Source organism: Bradyrhizobium sp. ORS 285 (assembly GCF_900176205.1).
In the GTDB taxonomy this organism is placed as follows: Bacteria; Pseudomonadota; Alphaproteobacteria; order Rhizobiales; family Xanthobacteraceae; genus Bradyrhizobium.
Window position 1 is genome coordinate 2,130,841 of record NZ_LT859959.1, and the last position, 19,800, is coordinate 2,150,640.

Consider the following 19,800-nt stretch of genomic DNA (forward strand, 5'->3'; position numbering starts at 1 on the left):
TGGAGTTCGCCTCAGAACGGCAGCAGGATGTCCATGACCTGCTGGCCGTAGCGCGGCTGCTGGACGTCGGAGATCTGTCCGCGGCCGCCATAGGAGATGCGGGCCTGGGCGATCTTGGTCGAGTCGATCGTGTTGTCGCTCTGGATGTCCTCGGGCCGCACGATGCCGGCGACGATCAGCTCGCGGATCTCGTAGTTGACCCGGATCTCCTGCTTGCCCTCGACGACCAGGTTGCCGTTCGGCAGCACCTGGGTCACGACGGCGGCGACGCTGGTGGTCAAGGACTCCGAGCGCTGGATGGTGCCCTTGCCGTCGGAGGACGAGGTGCCGTCGGCGGTGAGGATACGACCGGGCAGAATGTTCTTGCCGGTGGCGCCGAGCGTCTTCGAGCCGACGAAGTCGGTGATGCCCGAGTCTTCCTTGTTGGTGCGGCTGCGCTGGGTCTCGTTGGCGAAGTTGGCCTTGTCGGAGATGCTGACCGTGACGGTCAGGAGGTCGCCGACCTGACGTGCGCGCTGGTCCTTGAAGAAGGCGCGCGAGCCGTTGCGCCACAGCGAGTTCGGCGCGTAGGACACCGTCTCGGGCTTGGGCATCGGCATCTGCACCGGCTTGTAGCCCGGCTGCGTGGTCGGATTGTCGATCTCGGTCAGCTTCGGCCGCTCGCCGATCTGGCTGATACGGTCGATCGAGGAGCATCCGCCGGCAACCGACAGCACCGCGAAGGAGACCGAAATCATCGCGACTCGCCGCAGACTCGAAACGCCCTGACCATCAAACTTGAACTTCGACATGAAACTTACTCGGCTTTCGAGGTGGCGGAGGTGGGCAGGCGGCTGGCGACGGAGACGGGGGCGGCGAGGTCGGCTTCGGAGGTCTGCGCCGGTTTGGCGACGGCGATGTCGACGGACACCTGGCCGCGCCCGGTGACACGGCCGGTCACCGTGCGCTTGGACTGCAGATTGAGCACGTTGACGACGTCGCCCTCGGTGCCCGACTCCAGCGCCTTGCCGCGTGTGGTGAGATAGATGCCGGCGGTCTGGTAGATCAGCGTCACGGCTTGGTCGCGCTGCACCAGGTCCGGCTTGGCGAGATCGGTGGTCTTCAGTGCCTGGCCCGCGCGGACCGGGCGGCGCATCTGCATGCCGACCGCGAGCTCGCGCGAGGCCGGCTCGGCGCCGCCGAGCTCGGCGCGCGGCCGCCGCTCGACCTGCAGGTCGCCGGACCGGATCATCTCGTTGCGATCGATGTTGCGCGTCAGCACGACAGCCTCGACGGTCTCGATCGCGACGCCGCTGTAGCGCAGCTTGGTGGGATTGGCGCCGTTGCCATGGCCGAGCTCGAAGGTGATGTCGAAGCGGCCGCTGCGCGGATCGAAGCGGACATTGGTCGGTGCCAGCGCGCCGCTGCTCGACGCCTCGAACTTCAGGTCCTGCACCGGCTGGTCGAAGCTGATGCTCAGGTTGGCCGCATCACCAAGACCGTTGCGGTGATCGAGCGCCTGGGCGACGGCGGTGCTGATCTCCTTGGCGTCGACGGCGCGGGCGAGCCGCGTGACCGCAACCTCCTTGATGTCTCGGACATCGACGCCGATGACCTGATGGCTGCGCAGCGTCGCGATCACCTGCGCGGCGGACAGGACGCCGGTGGTGCCGAGATCAGGTGCGCGGTAGACGGCGACATTCGCCGCGACGCCGGCATTCTCGATCAGGTCGCCGACACGCACGATGTCGCCGGTGACGTTGACGGACGCGCGCAGCACGGGCGCCTTGATCTGGTCGTCGCCCTCGCCGGCGAAGGCCGACAGCGCGGTCGAGGCGAGCAGGGCGGCTGCCAGCAGGAACGGACGGGCGGAGCGGGTCATCATCGTGATCTCCCTTCGACGCTTAGCGGAACAGCGCAGTCGTGGACTGCATCATCTGGTCGGCGGCGGAGATGACCTTGGCGTTCATCTCATAGGCGCGCTGGGCGGCGATCAGCTCGCTCATCTCGCTGACGACGTCGACGTTCGCCTGCTCCAGGCTGCCCTGGGTGATGCTGCCGAGGCCGTCCTGGTTGGCGACGCCGTCCTGCGGTGCGCCGGAGGAGGGCGTATCGGTGAACTGGTTGTTGCCGACCGGCTGCAGGCCGGCCTTGTTGATGAAGCGGGTGACCTGGAGTTGGCCGACGATGTTCGAGGTGGTCGAGCCGGGCAGCGTCACCGAGACCTGGCCCTGCGAGTTGACCGTGATGCCCGATGCGTTCTGCGGGATCGTGATGGTCGGCTGCACCGGGTTGCCCTGGGCGGTGACGATGCGGCCCTGATTGTCCATCTGGAAGGTGCCGTCGCGGGTGTACTGGAAGGTGCCGTCCGGCATCAGGACCTTGAAGAAGCCTTCGCCGGAGATCGCGAGGTCGAGATCGTTGCCGGTCTGCGACAGCGTGCCCTGCGTCATCGAACGCGGCGTGCCGACGGTCTTGACCCCGCCGCCGATGTCGATGCCGACGGGGAGGATCGTGCCCTGATCCGAGGACTGCGCGCCGACGCGGCGCATGTGTTCGTAGATCAGGTCCTGGAACGCCGCGGTCTGCTTCTTGAAGCCGGTCGTGCGCAGGTTGGCGATGTTGTTGGAGATCACCTGGACGTTGAGTTCCTGGGCCGCCATTCCGGTCGCAGCGGTGTGAAGCGCCTGCATCTTATGTCTCCTTCAATCTCTGCGGTCAGGCCGGAACGTCGGCGAGTTTCTCGATCGCGCTCTTGCGCATGTCGCTCTGGACCTGCAGCATGTTGGCGACCTGGGTGTAGGCACGCATCACTTCGACCATCTTGCTCATCTCGCCGACCGCGCTGACGTTCGACTTCTCGATGTAGCCCTGCTGGACGGTCGACTTGGTGTCTGGCTGCGGCGTGGCGCCGCCGACCGCGGAGTAGAGGTTGTTGCCCTGCTTCTGGGCCTGCTGCGGATCGGCGAAACTGACCAGGCGCAGCTTGCCGCGGATCGAGTCGGTGCGGTTGACGCCCTCGACCACGGTCACGGTGCCGTCGGGCGAGATGTTGATATCGTGGTCGGTCGGCTGGAACACGATGGGGCCGCCGGTGCCGAGCACGGGCTCGCCGGCCGCGGTGACCAGCTGGCCGATATTGTTCATGTGCAGATTGCCGTCACGGGTATAGCGCTCGCCGGCGGCGGTCTGCACCGTCAGGAAGCCGTCGCCCGTGATGGCGACGTCGAGCGCATTGCCGGTGCGCTCCATCGAGCCCTGCGTGAAGTCGCGATAGGTGCCGCGGTCCTGGACGTAGGACACCTTGCGGGCGGCGCCCGGAAAATTGTCTTCATGCGCGCCGGAGGAGAGATACTCCTCGAACAGCTGCTGATCGGCCTTGAAGCCGTTGGTGTTGACGTTGGCAACGTTGTTGGCAACGACGTCGAGTTGTCGCTCCAGCACCATCTGCCGCGACAATCCGATGAGAAGCGCATTCTCCACCGGTCGATCTCCCCTCTTAACGAATCCCGGTCGCGGCACCTCTCCCAAGGCGGTCTCGATCGGGTCTTCTGTGAACCGTTCGGCTCTCCCAAGCCGGCGGGTTCGCAAGGGGTACAGCGAAAGCCGTGCCAACTCTGAAATGTAATTGATATCAACGGGTTGGATTTTTGGTAGGGTTCGAAACGCCCGGCAATAACGTCTCGCTAACCATAATTGCCCGGCAAGATTTTCCCACTCCCTTAACAAAAGAAAGCTTCCGTTAACCATTGTTACCGTAGCGTTCCCTCAACAAAGCGCAGATGCGCTGGGAGCGTTTGTTTCGCGTCATCAAGCTTTCTGGCGGCATCGGCTCGATTTTCCGGAAGGATCCGAAAGCTATGGCCGAGAACGAAGCCGGAGCAGCCGAAGGCGAGGAGCAAGTCGGCTCGCCCAAGAGCAAGCTCAAGCTGATCATCATGATCGTCGGTGCGCTGGCTCTGCTCGGCGTCGGCGGCGCGGCCTATTTCTTTTTCTTCAGCCACAAGAATGATGAGCATCGTGCCGAGGCGGCGCCTGCGCCGAAGCCGCCGGCCTTCGTCGAGGTGCCGGACCTGCTGGTCAATTTGGTCGGCAATCCCGGCGATCGCGTCCAGTATCTCAAGGTGAAGATCGTGCTGGAGGTGAAGGAGGAGAAGCAGGTCGAGACGATCAAGCCGACGCTGCCCCGCGTCACCGACATCTTCCAGACCTATCTGCGGGAGCTGCGGCCGAGCGATCTGAACGGCTCGGCGGGCCTGTTCAGGCTGAAGGAGGAGCTCACGAAGCGGGTCAACGTCGCGCTGGCGCCCAACCAGGTCAACGCGGTGTTGTTCAAGGAAATCGTGATTCAGTAAGGCACGGACGCGCAAGATCATGGCAGGCAACGATCAAGTCGACCAAGATGCGATAGCCGCGCAATGGGAGGCCTCGCTCGATTCGGAGGATCCCACAGAGGCCGCGGAAGCCGCAGCAGCCAACGAACTCACGGAATCGATGGCCCTGCAATGGGCCGCGATGGTCGAGGACGGCAGCCGCGATTTCGGCGCGACCAAGAACGGCGGCGAGCGGGTGCTGTCGCAGGAGGAGATCGACAATCTCCTCGGCTTCACCGCGGGCGAGGTCACTCTCGACGACCATTCCGGCATTCGCGCCATCATCGATTCCGCGATGGTGTCCTACGAGCGTCTGCCGATGCTCGAAATCGTCTTCGACCGCCTGGTGCGGCTGATGACGACGAGCCTGCGCAATTTCACCTCCGACAACGTCGAGGTCACGCTCGACCGCATCACGTCGGTGCGGTTCGGCGACTACATGAATTCGATTCCGCTGCCGGCAGTGCTCTCGGTCTTCAAGGCCGAGGAGTGGGAGAATTTCGGCCTCGCAACCGTCGATTCCACCCTGATCTATTCGATCATCGACGTGCTCCTGGGCGGCCGGCGCGGCACCAGCCAGATGCGCGTCGAGGGCCGGCCCTATACGACGATCGAGACCAATCTGGTGAAGCGCCTGATCGAGGTCGTGCTGGCCGATGCCGAACAGGCGTTCCGGCCGCTGTCTCCGGTCACCTTCACCATCGACCGGCTCGAGACCAATCCGCGTTTCGCCGCGATCAGCCGCCCGGCCAATGCGGCGATCCTGGTGAAGCTGCGTATCGACATGGAAGATCGCGGCGGCAATGTCGAGCTGCTGCTCCCCTATGCGACGATCGAGCCGATCCGGCCGGTGCTGTTGCAGATGTTCATGGGTGAGAAGTTCGGCCGCGATCCCGTCTGGGAAGGCCACTTCGCCACCGAGATCGCGCAGGCCGAGATCGCCGTCGATGCCGTGCTCTACGAGGCCGACGTGCCGCTGAAGCAGCTGATGAAGCTGAAGGTCGGCGACACGCTGCCGCTCGACATCCGTCCCGACGCGCTGGTCGCGGTCCGCTGCGGCAGCACGATGCTGACGGAAGGGCGGATGGGCCGGGTCGGCGACCGCGTCGCGATCCGTGTCACCAAGAATTTGCGCAAGCCGAATACGACGCTTGCGATGTTTGAAGGCGCCGAAGGCCAGAACAAGTTGATGGAGGCCCAATGAACCACTCCCTCGGATTGATCATCGAAAGCCTGGTGGCGGTCCTTCTGGTGCTGACCATCGGCTATTGCATGCTGCTGAACTCCAGGCTGAAGCGGCTGAAGGCTGACGAGCATTCGTTGAAGGCCGTGATCGCGGAGCTGATCACCGCGACCGAGATCGCCGAGCGCGCGATCGGCGGGCTGAAGCTCGCGGTGCGCGACGTCAACGACAATCTCGGCAATCAGCTCGCTGCCGCGACGCAGATGTCGGACCAGCTGCGCAAGCAGCTCGCCGAGAGCGACGGCGTGGTCCGCCGTCTGTCGCGCATCGCCAGCGCCGCCCGCCCGATCACTGCACCTGAGGCCGCGCCCGAGCCGGTCGCCGCGCCTGCGCCGGTGCCGGCGATCACGACCGAGCCGATGCGCGTCTCCGGCGCCAAGGCGGTTGCCGCCGCGGCGCAGGCATTCTCTGAACGTCGAAGGACCGGTGGCCTCGCCGCATGAATGCGTTCCGTAACATCCGCGTCATTCCCGTCGTCCTGATCGCGGTGGCTTGCCTCGCGGTCCTGAAGGTGGCCGGCCTCGTCATCGACGGCGGCTACGTGTTCGACTATGACCCGCAAGCCTCGAAGCGGTCCTGGGCCCAGGAGAACCTGGGCTATCCGGGCCGCGAGGACAATGACATCATCACCGGCTCGACCCACGGCGCTCCGAAGGAGAAGAAGGAGGAGGCGCCGAAGCCCGCCGCTCCCGACACCAAGCCCGACGGCATCGTGATCAAGCCCGAGGAGAACCAGCAGCAGGTCTCGCCGGCGGAGAAGGCGATCCTTGAGCGGCTGCAGTCGCGCCGCCAGGAGCTCGAATCCCGCCAGCGCGAGATCGACATCCGCGAGAGCCTGTTGCGCGCCGCCGAGCAGCGCATCCAGTCCAAGACCGAGGAGATGAAGGCGATCGAGAGCCGCATCTCCGGCGCGCAGGCTGCGAAGGCCGAGGCGGACAACGCCCGCTTCAAGAGCATCGTCACGATGTACGAGGGCATGAAGCCCAAGGATGCCGCCAAGGTGTTCGACCGGCTCGAAATGTCCGTGCTGATCGAGATCGCCTCGCAGATCGCGCCCCGCAAGATGTCGGACATTCTCGGCCTGATGACGCCGGAGGCGGCCGAGCGGCTCACCGTCGAGCTCGCCCGCCGGGCGGGGGCCGACAAGCCGGAGGCGAGCGCTGAGCTGCCGAAGATCGAAGGCAAGATCGTGCCCGTGAAAAGCAATTGAGCCGCATGTTTAATGCGCCCTTAAACGCCGAATCCTAAACTTCCGGCGTGGCGGGGCAGGCGTATCCGTCAGTCCTGCGGATGTCGAACTGGAAGCTTGTGACCATGGCGCGCACGTCTCCCCTCGGATTGCGGTCGAAGGCCCGTGCGCGCGTGCGCGCCGGCCTCGCGCTGCTGTCGGCGATCGTCATTGGTCTCGTGCTGTCGACGGTGGCCGCCGGCGCGGCTCCGGTTCCCGGCGAGGCCAGCCTGTCGGCGCAGAACGGCTATGCGCGGCTGGTCTTGAAGTTCGCCGAGGACGTCAGTGCTGACGTCACCACCGCAGGCTCGATCCTGCTGATCCGCTTCGATCGTCCCGCCAGCGTTCCGATCGACCGCTGGGTCGATGCGGCGCCCGACTACATCTCCTCGGCGCGCGGCGATCCCGACGGCTCGGCGCTGCGGCTGTCGCTGTCGCGCAAGGTGCGCGTCAACACCATGACCGCCGGCGAGCGCGTCTTCATCGATCTCTTGCCGGACAGCTGGACCGGCGCGCCGCCGCCATTGCCGGCCGAGGTCGTGCGCGAGCTCGCCGAGCGCGCCCGTGCGGCCGAGAAGGCGCTGCGGCTGCAGCGCGCCGAGGCCGAATCGAAGAAGCGGCCGCCGATCCGCGTCCGCGCATTGGTGCAGCCGACCTTCGTGCGATTCGTGTTCGAGATCCCGGACGGTGTCGGCATCTCCTCGGTCATGAACGACCAGAAGATGTCGCTGTTCTTCTCGGCGCCGCTCAGCTTCGATCTGGCCGACGCCAAGATCGTCTCGCCGCCCAACGTCGCCGCGATCAACCAGCGCATCGACGGCAGCAAGACGGTCGTCGAGATCGGCCTGATTGGCGAGGTCGATGTCCACGCCTTCCGCGAGGAGAAAAACTACAACATCGATATCGCCTATCAGCAGCCGGACAAGAAGGTTGCGGCGGTCTCCTCCGACACGCTCCCTGGCGCCAAGGCGGCGGCCGCTGAGAAGCCCAACGCGGAGAAGCCCAACGGCGAAAAGCCCAAGGCTGGGGCGCAGCCTGAGATCGTCCCGCCGACCTCCGAGACCATCGCCAAGGAGATGAAGGCGGAAGCCAAGCCTGCGATCGCGGCTCCGGCGACCGAGCCCGCAGCCGAGCCCAAAGCGGACGCCGGGCCCGAGATGGCCAAGTCTGAGCCTAACAGGTCTGAGCCCAACAAGTCTGAGCCAGCCAAAGCTGAGCCCATGAAAGCCGAGGCTCCGAAGACCGAAATGGCCAAGGCAGAGACGGCCATGCCGGAGCCCATGAAGCCCGAGCCGGCCAAACCTGAAGCAGCCAAACCTGAAGCAGCCAAGCCGGCGGAAAAGCCCGCCGAGAAGGCGGCGAATGGCGCCGCCACGCTGGAGGCGTTGCGTGACAGCGAAGGCCTGCGGCTCACCTTCGGTTTCGGCCAGGTCACGCCGGCGGCGCTGTTCCGCCGCGGCGACACGGTTTGGATGGTGCTCGATTCCACCAAGCCGGTGGACGTCGAGCCGATCAAGGCCAAGGGCGGCGCGATCATTGGCGAGGTCAACCGGATGCCGCTCGACAAGGGGCAGGCGATCCGCATCCGTCTCAACCGGCCGCAGATGCATTCGCTCGGCAGCGACGATGGCGGCCGCAGCTGGACGTTGTCGTTCGCCGACAAGGGGCTGACCAATCAGCAGCCGCTGATGGTGATGCGCAACGTCACCGATCCCGCGCTCGCCAATGTGATGATCCCGCTCGCCAACCCCGGGCCAGGGATGCTGCACCGGCTGACCGACCCCGATGCCGGTGACACCCTGCTGGTCGTGACGGCGCCGCCGCCGATCCGCGGCTTCATCAAGCGCCAGGACTTCGTCGATCTGTCGCTGCTCGATTCCATTCACGGCATCGCGGTGCGTCCGAACTCGGACGATGTCGCTGTCGAGATCGCCCCTGACAAGGTGATCCTTGGCCGGCCGGGCGGTCTCACTCTGTCGTCGATCGGCTTCTCGCCGGAGCGGGCGCCGACCGCCGTCAGGCCGATGTTCGACATCGACGAGTGGCAGCAGAACCAGACCCAGCCTTTCGTGAAGCGTCAGGATCTGCTGATCAAGGCAGCGGCAAGCGCCGAGCCGGAGCGGCGCGCCCAGGCGCGGCTTGCGCTGGCACGCTTCTACATGGCGCGCGGTATGTATCCGGAGGCGCGCGGCATCACCAACCTGATGATCTCGGACGACGATCCGCGTACCGACGAGACCGGGATGTTGATGATCCATGCGGTCGCCAGCATCCTGATGGGACGTCCGGACCAGGGCCTCAAGGATCTCGCCACCTCCTCGATCGGCAACAATTTCGATTCGCAGATGTGGAAGGGCCTCGCCTTTGCGCGGCAGGGCAAGTTCGCCGACGCGCGCGAGAAGCTGAAGAACGTCGAGTTCGCCATCGCCTCGCTGCCGCTCGACCTGCAGCGGGTGGTGATCTCGGATGCGATGAAGTCGGCGCTCGAGATCAAGGATTTTGCCGGCGCCGCCAAGCGCCGCGCCGAGCTCGACGTGATCGGGGTGCCCGCGGACATGAAGCCAGACGTGGCCGTGCTGCGCGGCCGGCTCGCCGAGGCGATGGCGCAGGAGAAGGATGCGCTCGATGAGTATCGCGTCGCCATCAACTCCAATGATCGCATGGCCGCGGCCGAGGCCAAGCTGTTCGAGATCAAGCTTCTGCAGAAGCGCGGCGAGATCAAGCCGGCTGATGCGCTGAAGGAGCTCGAGACCCTGCAGGCGACCTGGCGCGGCGACGCCATCGAGGTCCAGACCCTGCAGATGATGGCGCAGGCCTACGAAGAGGCCGGGCGCTATGCGGATTCGCTCGAGGCGGCGCGCCAGGCCACGCGGCTGATGCCGAACTCCGACATGGCGCGACAGGCCCAGGACGCGGCGCAGCGGCTGTTCTCGCAGCTGTTCCTGAGCGGCAAGGCGGACGAACTGCCGCCGGTCGACGCGCTCAGCATCTTCTACGGCTTTCGTGAGCTGACCCCGATCGGCCGGCGCGGCGACGAGATGATCCGCAAGCTCGCCGACCGTCTCGTCGGCATCGACCTGCTCGACCAGGCCGCCGAGCTCCTGCAATACCAGGTCGACCACCGTCTCGAAGGCGCCGCGCGCGCCCAGGTCGCCGCGCGTCTCGCGATGGTGTACCTGACCAACCGCAAGCCCGACCGCGCGCTGGAAGCGTTGCGCACCACCCGCATTGCCGATCTGGCCGGCGAATTGCGCCAGCAGCGCCTGCTGCTCGAGGCCCGCGCCAACAGCGACATCGGCCGCCACGATCTCGGCCTCGACATCATCACCAATGTCGCCGGGCGCGAGGCGATCCGGCTGCGCTCGGACATCTACTGGGCGTCGCGGCGCTGGCGCGAGGCGTCCGAGCAGATCGAGCTGTATTACGGCGACCGCTGGCGCGATTTCCGTCCGCTGAATCCCGCGGAGCGCGGCGACATCCTGCGCGCCGTCGTCGGCTACGCGCTGGCGGACGATGCCATCGGCCTGGCGCGCTTCCGCGAGAAATACGCGCCGCTGATGACCGGCGAGGCCGACAAGCTGGCCTTCGACGTCGCCAGCAAGCCGGCCAGCGGCTCCAGCGCCGAGTTCGCCCAGATCGCCAAGATGGCGGCGGGTGTCGACACGCTCGACGGCTTCCTGCGCGACATGCGCGCGCGCTTCCCCGATGCGACCGGCAAGGGCCCGGACGCCGGCAAGGACGCCGCGAAGGCTCCGACGGAGGCGACCGGCGCCCTGCCGCGCATCCAGGGCGTGAAGCAGGCGATCGCCGGCCGTTGATCTCGCGTCCGAGCCGGAGACAATTCAGGGGGCGATCTCGCCGAAGAAGCGCCCGCTGACACTCATCTTGGCTACGAGGTGCTGGCGCATCAACGCGTGCTGGAGGTCGGCGTCGGCCAAACTCGATTGTCCGACATGCGAAGCGTCCCTGAAAAGACCAGAACGTTGACGAGGAGCACGACGCCGCACAAGATCGCGCCGCAGCTCGCGAAGATGCGAAAGTATTTCCGGTTGTACGGTTCTAGAACGAAGGCCCCGGTGAACAAGCGGAAGAGCGTGAAACGTTCATCCCTCAACCCGCCGAGTAAGTTCATCAGCAGCGCCCACATCGCCACCAGCCAAACGGGGGCCATGAACAGCAAGACAATCAGCGTCCATGTACGTTCTTCCATGACGAGGCTCCAGAGGAAGTGTGCTCCGCTTTGAGACTAGCACGGCTCGGAAGCGTAGTGCATGCGGCGCTGCCCGCCTCGATGGTCCCGAGCCGCCGCTACCCCCCGTAGCTCTGCACCAGGCTTCCCGCCACCAGCGACCAGCCATCGACCAGAACGAAGAAGATCAGCTTGAACGGCAGCGAGACCACGACCGGCGGCAGCATCATCATGCCCATCGACATCAGCACCGAGGCGACGACGAGGTCGATGATCAGGAACGGCAGGAACAGCAGGAAGCCGATCTCGAAGGCGCGCTTGAGCTCGGAGATCATGAAGGCCGGCACCAGGATGCGCAGCGACAGGTCGTCGGGCGTTGCCGGCGGCGCCTCGCCGGAGAGGTCCACGAACAGCTTGAGGTCCTTCTCGCGCACGTTCTTCTGCATGAAGCCGCGCAACGGCACCGAGGCGCGCTGGAGCGCATCCTCGACGGTGATCTGGTTCTCGATCAGCGGCCTGATGCCGTCGTCATAGGACTTCTGCAGCACCGGGCCCATCACGAAGGCGGTCAGGAACATCGCCAGCGCGATGATCACCGTGTTGGGGGGCGCGGTCGCTGTACCCATTGCGGTGCGCAGCAGCGACAGCACCACCACGATGCGCGTGAACGACGTCATCATGATCAGGATCGACGGTGCGATCGACAGCACCGTCAGCAGGGCAATCAGCTGGATCGCCCGCTCGGTGACGCCGCCACCGCCGGCGCCGCCGAGATTGATGCTGATGTCCTGCGCAGCCGCGCTCCCCGCGAACGCGCCGGCGGCAATCAGGACAGCAATGAAGACAACTCTACGCGGGAGGCTGCGCGATCTCACTGAGAGGACTTCGGACGTCCGAGCAGCGAGGCCATCTCGTCCTCCAGGTTCTCGAAGCTGGTCTTGGCGGGCGCTGCTGCGGCGGGCATCGGCTCGTTGCGGGCAGGACGGAGCGTCGGCGGCCCCCCTGCAGGCGGAGCTTCGGCCGTCGGACGCCGCAACGCGGCCTCGAGGCGTTGCGCCATCTCCGCGAGATTGGCTTCGGCGCTCTGATCCACCGGCGCCGGCGGCGGCGGGGCCGGGGGCGTGGGCGGAGCTGGCGGACCCGGCGCGGCCACGCGCTCGGGCTGCTCGATCCGTTCAGCCCGTTCGGCGGCGCGGACCGGCGGCAGCCGGGGGCCTTCGGGGCGCGGCGCTTCGGCCTGGCGCTGCGGCTCTGCGGCCCGCAACGGGCGCGGCATCATCGGCTCGCCACGGGGCGCGCCTCGCTCGGGACGCGGCTCCATGCGTGCCTCGTCGCCGGCCCGCGGCTCTGCGCGAACCTCCGGGCGGGGCCCGGGACGACGCGGCGGGATCGGCGGCTCGGGCGGGAAAGCCGGCGGCGGCTCGCGCCGCTCGGCGGCAGCCGGCGCAGTCCTGCGGACCTCGTCGATGAAGGAGGGACGCTGCGGCCGGGCCGGCAGTTCCGGAACCGCCGGCTCGGACAATTCCACCGGCTCGGGCTTCGGCTCGTTGTCGCTCCAGGCCGGGACCTCCGGCGCAGGCGCAATGCGCGCGGCCGGCGGCTCGGCATTGATGCCGGGCCGCTGCGGCAGCTGTTCGCGCGCCGGCATCGCGCGCACGATGTTCGATTCGACCACGATGTCGCTCGGACCGCCGATCATCAGAAGATGCTCTATGTTATCACGACGCACCAGCACGAGACGACGGCGGCCGTCGACGGCGGCGGCATCGATCACGGCGAGCCGGGGCATGCGGCCGCGATTCGGGTTCGTGCCGAGGCGGTTGCCCGCGAATCGACGAACCAGCCATGCGGCCAGGCCAATCAGTGCCAGCACGGCTACGAATGCAAAAAAGAACGTCAGCGCCTGCATCTCTGTCCCCGGCAAATACCGCGTCCTTTCGAAGTCTCTCCTGTGTCCAACGCGACAGCGTCAGTGAACGAGGCCTTCAGAACCGGAACCAACCCGTTAACGCAAAACGGCAGGAAGTGCCGCTTGGTATCTTAATAACCCATGAATCGGCCGGGCCAAAATGACTTCTTGGCCGCGTCCTCCGTCCCGAATTGATGCATGGCTGCACGCCGGGGCCGCCACTTTCCTAAGAAATCGTCAAAACCCCGGGATAGTCCCGGGGTGCAGCGCATCGTTTCTTAACTGTTCATTAACCATACGCACGGCAATTTCTACCTACCGAAAACGTCCGGTAGTCGGACACAACCGAGCGACGCCATGTCCATCAACGATCTTCCCGTGCTGTCGGCGTTGCGCACCAAGATGCAATGGCACCAGGAGCGGCAGCGAGTGCTGTCGGAGAACGTCTCCAATTCGGATACGCCCAACTTCAAGCCGAAGGATTTGGTTGAGCCGAAGTTTACTGCAACCGGCCAGGCGGTGGGCGGCTTTGCCGCGCTCCCGCTGACGCGCACCAGCACCGCGCATATCGCGCCGGGGTCGGGCGACAGTGCGAGCTTCGACCAGAATCGCAAGGTCGGATTTCAGACGAGGCCCGCCGGCAACGCCGTCAGCCTCGAGGAGGAGATGCTCAAGGTCTCCGCCAACCAGATGGACTATGCGGCGGCGACTTCGCTCTACGGCAAGAGCTTGCATCTGTTGAAGACGGCGATCGGCAAGGGCTGAGCCGGAGTTAAGGACGGAGACCGACAAGCATGGCAAACGACTCCAGCGATTTCCTGCGCTCGATGAGCATCGCGACGTCAGGCCTGCGTGCGCAGGCCGGGCGGATGCGCGTCATTTCCGAAAACATCGCCAATGCCGATTCGACCGCCGCCAAGGCCGGCGGCGATCCGTATCGCCGCAAGGTCCCGACCTTCACCACGGCGCTCGACCGCGCGCTCGACGCCAAGGTCGTCGCGCTCGGCAAGGTGGTGCCCGATCAATCTTCGTTCCGCGTCAAATACGACCCCAGTAACCCGGCCGCGGACGCGTCCGGCAATGTCAAGTACCCCAACGTCAATCCGCTCATCGAGATGACCGACATGCGTGATGCACAGCGGTCCTATGAGGCGAATTTGAACATCATCGGCGCCACGCGCCGCATGATCCAACGCACACTCGACATTCTGAAGACCTAGGACAGGAACGAAAGTCATGGCCTCCCCAATTTCCGCAGCGAATGCCTATGCGAATTCCGCCCGCGTGCTCGACACCAGCGGTTCGGGCAATACCTTCGGCGGCCTTGCGCGTGTGCGTGATGTTCTCGGCAACGGTGCCGGGGCCGACAAGGGTGGTCCGTCGTTCAGCTCGGTGCTGAAGGATGCGATCGGCAGCGTCGTGGAGAGCGGACGCAAGTCCGACAGCCAGGCGGTCGCGATGGCCTCGGGCAAGGCCAACGTGATGGACGTCGTCACCGCGGTCGCCGAGACCGACGTGGCGGTGTCGACCCTGGTCTCGGTGCGCGACCGCGTGATCCAGGCCTATGAAGACGTGATGAAGATGACGATCTGAGCTCGCTTCGAATCGGATCGGACGTGACGCGAGAGGGCACGCGTCACGTCACGCGAGGTGCGGCGCCGGCTGATGCCGGAGCCGCGTGCAAAGCAAGGGCGCCTGATCAGGTGCCGACGACCATGAGGGGCGACAGGACATGACCGGAGCTGAAACGCTCGACGTGGCGCGCGACGCGATCTGGACGATCGTGATCGTCTCCTCGCCCTTGATGGTGGTCGGGCTCGTGGTCGGCGTGGTGGTGTCGCTGTTCCAGGCGCTGACGCAAATCCAGGAGCAGACGCTGGTGTTCGTGCCGAAGATCATCGCGATCTTCGTCACGCTGCTGCTGGCGCTGCCGTTCATGGCCGACGCGCTGCATCAGCACATGATGCGGATCTCGTCGCGAATCATCGGCGGATGAGGCAATGTCCGGCGCGGCAGAGCCGTCCTTTGCAAGGGCGCTGCGACCGGTCGTGAGGGGCGGCGCGGGGGGGCGCTGCTGCTTTCGACCGGGCGTGAGCGGCCTTTGCGCTCGGCTCTTCTCTGATCGCCGCTCTCTGGTCGCCACGTCGGTTGCCAATTGGGACGCGATCGATTCGCAGGCCGGCCTGCCGCTTTCATCCGCGGCCGTCCGGGCCAGGACCGCCGACGATGCGCATCGACATCTCGTTCCTTCCGACGCTGGCGGCCGCGTTCATGCTAGCCTTCGCCCGCATCGGCGCGATGGTGATGCTGATGCCGGGTTTCGGCGAGGTCAACATTCCCGTCCGCATCAAGCTCGCCATCGCGCTGCTGCTGACGATGGTCGTGCTGCCGCTGCACCGTCAGGCCTATCAGGTCGACCTGCAGGCGATCTCGCCGCTCGTCGTCATGATGGTGCACGAGATCCTGATCGGGATCGTGCTCGGCGCGACCGCGCGGGTGACGCTCTCGGCGCTGCAGGTCGCGGGCTCGGTGATCGCGCAGCAGATGGGGCTCGGCTTCGTCACCGCGGTCGATCCGACGCAAGGTCAGCAGGGCGTCCTGATCGGCAACTTTCTCACCATGCTCGGCGTGACCTTGCTGTTCTCGACCGACAGCCACCATCTGGTGATCGCGGCGCTGAGCGACAGCTACAAGATCTTCGCGCCTGGCGAGTTGATTCCGAGCGGCGACGTCGCGTCGCTGGCGACCAAGGCGTTTGCCGGCGCCTTCAAGATCGGGCTGCAATTGTCGGCGCCGTTCCTGGTGTTCGGTCTCGTCTTCAACATCGGGTTGGGTGTGCTGGCGCGGCTGATGCCGCAGATGCAGGTCTATTTCGTCGGCGCGCCGCTCTCGATCCTGATCGGCTTCCTCATCTTCGCGGCGGTGCTGACTGCGATGATGGGCGCGTTTCTCGGCTATTTCGAAGGCGTCCTTCACGAGATGATGCCGCGGTGAGGGGAGCCTGACCGATGGCCGACGAGGGTGATTCCGAGGACAAAACAGAAGACCCGACGCAAAAACGCCTCGACCAGGCGCTCGAGCGCGGCGACGTCGTCAAGAGCCAGGAGCTCAACACCTGGTTCGTGATCGCGGCCGCGACCTTGGTGATGTCGACCTTCTCGGGCTCGATCGGCGCCGCCGTGCTGGTGCCCATGCGCAATCTGATCGCCAATTCCTGGATGATCCACACCGACGGCGCGGGCCTGCTGGCGCTGGCGCGCAGCCTGTCGTTCACGGTGATTGCCGCCATCGGCGTGCCGATCCTGATGGTGATGCTGGCGGCGATCGCCGGCAACATGATGCAGCACCGCCTGGTCTGGTCGGGCGAGCCGCTGAAGCCGACCTTCAGCAAGATCTCGCCGCTCTCCGGCGCCAAGCGGCTGTTCGGCAAGCAGGCCGCGGCGAACTTCGCCAAGGGCGTCTTCAAGCTCGTGCTGCTCGGCACCGTCATGGTGATGATCCTGTGGCCGGAGCGGCTGCGCCTGGAATCGCTGTTGCATCTCGACGTCAGCGAGCTGCTCGGCGTCACCATCTCTCTGACCAAGCACCTGATGGGCTCGGTGGTCGCACTGCTCGCGCTGGTCGCGATCGGTGACTATTTGTTCCAGTACCGGCAGTGGTACGAGCGCCAGAAGATGTCGCTGCAGGAGATGAAGGAGGAGTTCAAGCAGTCGGAAGGCGATCCGCACGTCAAGGGCCGTATCCGGCAGATCCGCCAGCAGCGCATGAAGAAGCGCATGATGGCCGCGGTTCCCAAGGCCTCCGTGATCATCACCAACCCGACCCACTACTCGGTCGCGCTGTCCTATGAGCGCGGCATGTCGGCGCCGGTCTGCGTCGCCAAGGGCGTCGACAACATCGCCTTCAAGATCCGCGAGATCGCCAAGGCGCACGACATCCCGATCGTCGAGAACGTGCCGCTGGCGCGCGCGCTGTATGCCACCGTCGAGATCGACGAGGAGATCCCGGTGGAACATTATCACGCGGTGGCGGAGATCATCGGCTACGTGATGGGGCTGCGGCGCAACCTCTCGGGGCGCCCGCGATGACAATCGAGCAGGTCCCGGAACGGACCGCAAAATACGGATAAACCATGGAATATCGGCTTGACGGGCTTGCGCTTGACCCGTCGATTCAGGCAGGTGGAAGCGGGAGCCGCGTGAACGGGCTGGGGCTCCTAGCCGACAGGTCGCGTCCTCACGCCATGAGCGCCGATAAAGACAACGAAGCGTCACCGGACCAGGTGAGCCTGCCGGAGCGGCCGCGCCGCAGCGGCAGCATTCTGCTGATCCTGTTGGTGGCCTTCGGCCTCGTCGCGGTCGCGATCGCGCTGATGACGATCGGCCGCAACCAGGCGCAGCCCTATATCCTCGGCCTGCTGTCGCTGCTCGCCACCGTCGGCCTGTTCAACCTGTTCGCCTTTGCTGCCGGCATCGTCCGCTTCGCCGACAAGGCGATTGACGATCCGGTGATGGGCGCGATCGCCGATCACGCCTTTGACGGGCTCGCGGTGACCGATGCGCGCGGCCATGTGGTCTATGCCAACGCCGCCTATCTCAGCATGACCGGCGCTGCGGGTCCGCAGGAGGCGCGGCCCGTCGAGCGCGTCTTCATCGGCAATCCCGATGTGTCCGAGGCCGTGTTCCGCCTGCTCAAGGCCGCGCGCGAGGGCAAGCGGCAGCAGGAGGAGGTGCGCATCACCGCGGCCGAGGGCGGCCAGGGCCGCTGGCTGCGCATGCGCGTCCGTCCGCTCGGCCAGACCAAGCGCTACGCCCGTTATGCCGTGTGGTCGATCGCCGACATCACGCGGGATCGCGAGCGCCAGGAGGACGTGTTCCAGGAGCTGCAGCACGCGATCGAATATCTCGACCACGCGCCCTGCGGCTTCTTCTCGGTCAATCCCGAAGGCAGCCTGGTCTACGTCAATGCCACGCTCGCCAACTGGCTGGACTACGATCTCGCCGAGATCGGTTCGGGCGGGCTGAAGCTCGTCGACGTCGTGTCCGGCGACGGCGCCTCGCTGCTGACCTCAATCGTCGCGGTGCCCGGCGAGGTCCGCACCGAGGTGTTCGACATCGACCTGAAGATGCGCGGCGGCAAGACCATGCCGGCGCGGCTCTATCACAAGCTCGCGTTCGGCGCCGACGGCAAGCCGGGCGCCTCGCGCACCCTGGTGATCAGCCGCGCCCGCGACGAGCGCTCCGATCCGGAGCGCGCGGCCGAGGTGCGCTTCATGCGCTTCTTCGACCATACGCCGATGGCGATCGCCACCGTCGACCGCGGCGGCGCCGTGGTCCGCGCCAATGCGCGCTACGCCAAGCTGGCGCAGAGCGTCAGCGGCGATCCGGCGGCGGCGAAGTCGATCTTCCGCACCGTCAGCCAGCGCGACCGGCATCTCTTGATCGCCGCGATCAACCAGGCCTCGGAAGGCCAGGCGGACATTCCTCCGGTCGAGGTGATGCTCGAGGGCGCCAAGGAGCGCTTCGGCCAGTTCTTCGTCACGGCCGTCGACGAGGACGAGCGCGAGACCGAAGCCGCGATCGTCTACATGCTCGAGACCACCGAGCGGCGGGCGCTGGAAAACCAGATCAACCAGTCGCAGAAGATGGAGATGGTCGGCCAGCTCGCCGGCGGCATCGCCCACGACTTCAACAACGTGCTCTCGGCCATCATGATGGCCAACGATTTCCTGCTGAACGCGCACAAGCCGACCGACCCGTCGTTCCAGGACATCATGCAGATCAAGCAGAACGCGACGCGCGCCGCGACGCTGGTGCGGCAGCTGCTGGCGTTCTCGCGCCGCCAGACCTTGCGCCCGCAGGTGCTCGATCTCGGTGACGCACTGTCGGATCTGACCATGCTGCTGCGCCGTCTGATCGGCGAGAAGGTCAAGCTCGATCTCGCCCATGGCCGCGACCTCTGGCCGGTCAAGGTCGACGTCTCGCAGTTCGAGCAGGTGATCGTAAACCTGGCGGTCAATGCCCGCGACGCGATGCCCGACGGCGGCAAGCTGTCGGTGCGCACCGCCAATGTGACGGCCGAGGAGGCGGCGCAGGGTGGCTACAAGGGCATGCCGGTCGCCGACTACGTCAAGATCGAGATCAGCGACACCGGCACCGGCATTCCCGCCGAGATCCGCGAGAAGATTTTCGAGCCGTTCTTCTCGACCAAGGAAGTGGGCAAGGGCACCGGCCTCGGCCTGTCCACGGTCTACGGCATCATCAAGCAGACCGGCGGCTTCATCTATGTCGACAGCGAGCTCGGCAAGGGAACCTCGTTCCAGATCTTCCTGCCGCGCCACATCGTCGTGCCCGAGGTCCAGCCGGAGCCGCAGGCGACCAACGGCACCGTGAAGGACGCGGCGCCCGCCGCCGAGGCGCCGAAGCCGCGCGCCGACCTGACCGGGCAGGGGACGATCCTGCTGGTCGAGGACGAGGAAGGCTTGAGGGCGCTGAATGCGCGCGGTCTGCGCTCGCGCGGCTACAGCGTGATCGAGGCCTCGAACGGCATCGAGGCGATGGAGGCGCTCGAGGAGTGCAACGGCGAGCTCGATCTCGTGGTGTCAGACGTCGTGATGCCGGAGATGGACGGACCGACGCTGTTGAAGGTGATGCGGGAGAAGAATCCCGACATCAAGATCATCTTCGTCTCGGGCTATGCCGAGGATGCGTTCGAGAAGAGCCTGCCGGAGAATCAGCAGTTCGCCTTCCTGCCAAAGCCCTTCACACTCAGCCAATTGGTCGCTGCGGTGAAGGAAACAATGGCGCCGCAATAGGTTACCAGAGGAGCCGGACAAGGCGGGCGAGCGGGATCATCCCGCGACCCAGAGCCGCAGCCGCG

Annotated in this window: 19 protein-coding genes; 12 read left to right on the forward strand and 7 right to left on the reverse strand. The window is 65.9% G+C overall.

The window, feature by feature from the left end:
* Window positions 1-11: 11 nt before the first annotated feature.
* Genes flgH through flgF form a run of 4 tightly spaced genes read right to left on the reverse strand, consistent with a single transcriptional unit; the run spans window position 12 to window position 3,462 of the window.
* Entirely contained in the window at window positions 12-791 is a 780-nt protein-coding gene (flgH, locus tag BRAD285_RS09620; RefSeq protein WP_006614440.1) for a flagellar basal body L-ring protein FlgH, read from the reverse strand.
* A gap of 5 nt (window positions 792-796) precedes the next feature.
* Window positions 797-1,864: a flagellar basal body P-ring formation chaperone FlgA gene (gene flgA / locus BRAD285_RS09625; RefSeq protein ID WP_006614441.1), complete on the reverse strand. Its 1,068-nt coding sequence runs from the start codon at window positions 1,862-1,864 to the stop codon at window positions 797-799.
* Window positions 1,865-1,883: 19 nt separating this feature from the next.
* On the reverse strand, window positions 1,884-2,672 hold the full coding sequence (gene flgG / locus BRAD285_RS09630) for a flagellar basal-body rod protein FlgG (protein WP_006614442.1): 789 nt from the start codon (window positions 2,670-2,672) through the stop codon (window positions 1,884-1,886).
* A 25-nt stretch (window positions 2,673-2,697) separates the two neighbouring features.
* A complete protein-coding gene (flgF, locus tag BRAD285_RS09635; protein WP_006614443.1) occupies window positions 2,698-3,462 on the reverse strand; it encodes a flagellar basal-body rod protein FlgF in 765 nt (254 codons plus the stop codon).
* A gap of 377 nt (window positions 3,463-3,839) precedes the next feature.
* On the opposite strand from flgF, the gene fliL reads away from it, so the two are divergent.
* The 5 genes from fliL to BRAD285_RS09660 all read left to right on the forward strand — a co-directional run bounded on the left by fliL (window position 3,840) and on the right by BRAD285_RS09660 (window position 10,641).
* Window positions 3,840-4,334: a flagellar basal body-associated protein FliL gene (gene fliL, locus BRAD285_RS09640; protein ID WP_006614444.1), complete on the forward strand. Its 495-nt coding sequence runs from the start codon at window positions 3,840-3,842 to the stop codon at window positions 4,332-4,334.
* 19 nt (window positions 4,335-4,353) lie between these two features.
* A complete protein-coding gene (fliM, locus tag BRAD285_RS09645; protein ID WP_006614445.1) occupies window positions 4,354-5,556 on the forward strand; it encodes a flagellar motor switch protein FliM in 1,203 nt (400 codons plus the stop codon).
* Complete coding sequence (locus tag BRAD285_RS09650; protein ID WP_006614446.1) at window positions 5,553-6,038, forward strand: DUF6468 domain-containing protein; 486 nt, start codon at window positions 5,553-5,555, stop codon at window positions 6,036-6,038. The genes fliM and BRAD285_RS09650 overlap by 4 nt, the downstream gene beginning before the upstream one ends.
* Window positions 6,035-6,805 (forward strand): MotE family protein, encoded by a 771-nt coding sequence (locus BRAD285_RS09655; RefSeq protein WP_006614447.1) that lies wholly within the window; start codon window positions 6,035-6,037, stop codon window positions 6,803-6,805. The genes BRAD285_RS09650 and BRAD285_RS09655 overlap by 4 nt, the downstream gene beginning before the upstream one ends.
* Before the next feature lie 104 nt (window positions 6,806-6,909).
* Complete coding sequence (locus BRAD285_RS09660) at window positions 6,910-10,641, forward strand: hypothetical protein (RefSeq protein WP_006614448.1); 3,732 nt, start codon at window positions 6,910-6,912, stop codon at window positions 10,639-10,641.
* An 89-nt stretch (window positions 10,642-10,730) separates the two neighbouring features.
* Here BRAD285_RS09660 and BRAD285_RS09665 read toward each other — a convergent pair whose 3' ends face one another.
* The 3 genes from BRAD285_RS09665 to BRAD285_RS09675 all read right to left on the reverse strand — a co-directional run bounded on the left by BRAD285_RS09665 (window position 10,731) and on the right by BRAD285_RS09675 (window position 12,921).
* A complete protein-coding gene (locus BRAD285_RS09665; protein ID WP_006614449.1) occupies window positions 10,731-11,033 on the reverse strand; it encodes a hypothetical protein in 303 nt (100 codons plus the stop codon).
* A 98-nt stretch (window positions 11,034-11,131) separates the two neighbouring features.
* Window positions 11,132-11,887 carry a flagellar type III secretion system pore protein FliP gene (gene fliP / locus BRAD285_RS09670; protein WP_006614450.1) on the reverse strand — a complete coding sequence of 252 codons (756 nt, stop codon included), beginning with the start codon at window positions 11,885-11,887 and terminating at the stop codon, window positions 11,132-11,134.
* Window positions 11,884-12,921 carry a flagellar biosynthetic protein FliO gene (locus BRAD285_RS09675; protein ID WP_087877637.1) on the reverse strand — a complete coding sequence of 346 codons (1,038 nt, stop codon included), beginning with the start codon at window positions 12,919-12,921 and terminating at the stop codon, window positions 11,884-11,886. Before BRAD285_RS09675 ends, fliP begins: the two co-directional genes overlap by 4 nt.
* 357 nt (window positions 12,922-13,278) lie before the next feature.
* Between BRAD285_RS09675 and flgB the strand changes: the two genes are divergently transcribed.
* The 7 genes from flgB to cckA all read left to right on the forward strand — a co-directional run bounded on the left by flgB (window position 13,279) and on the right by cckA (window position 19,735).
* On the forward strand, window positions 13,279-13,686 hold the full coding sequence (gene flgB / locus BRAD285_RS09680; RefSeq protein WP_006614993.1) for a flagellar basal body rod protein FlgB: 408 nt from the start codon (window positions 13,279-13,281) through the stop codon (window positions 13,684-13,686).
* A gap of 29 nt (window positions 13,687-13,715) precedes the next feature.
* Window positions 13,716-14,141, forward strand: coding sequence for a flagellar basal body rod protein FlgC (flgC, locus tag BRAD285_RS09685; RefSeq protein WP_006614994.1), 426 nt, complete (start codon window positions 13,716-13,718; stop codon window positions 14,139-14,141).
* Between the two features lie 16 nt (window positions 14,142-14,157).
* On the forward strand, window positions 14,158-14,514 hold the full coding sequence (gene fliE, locus BRAD285_RS09690; protein WP_006614995.1) for a flagellar hook-basal body complex protein FliE: 357 nt from the start codon (window positions 14,158-14,160) through the stop codon (window positions 14,512-14,514).
* A 139-nt stretch (window positions 14,515-14,653) separates the two neighbouring features.
* Window positions 14,654-14,917 carry a flagellar biosynthesis protein FliQ gene (gene fliQ / locus BRAD285_RS09695; RefSeq protein ID WP_006614996.1) on the forward strand — a complete coding sequence of 88 codons (264 nt, stop codon included), beginning with the start codon at window positions 14,654-14,656 and terminating at the stop codon, window positions 14,915-14,917.
* A gap of 230 nt (window positions 14,918-15,147) precedes the next feature.
* Complete coding sequence (fliR, locus tag BRAD285_RS09700) at window positions 15,148-15,915, forward strand: flagellar biosynthetic protein FliR (protein WP_006614997.1); 768 nt, start codon at window positions 15,148-15,150, stop codon at window positions 15,913-15,915.
* 14 nt (window positions 15,916-15,929) lie between these two features.
* Entirely contained in the window at window positions 15,930-17,009 is a 1,080-nt protein-coding gene (gene flhB / locus BRAD285_RS09705) for a flagellar biosynthesis protein FlhB (RefSeq protein WP_006614998.1), read from the forward strand.
* A gap of 155 nt (window positions 17,010-17,164) precedes the next feature.
* Entirely contained in the window at window positions 17,165-19,735 is a 2,571-nt protein-coding gene (gene cckA / locus BRAD285_RS09710; protein WP_085962876.1) for a cell cycle histidine kinase CckA, read from the forward strand.
* The last annotated feature ends 65 nt before the right edge of the window (window positions 19,736-19,800 follow it).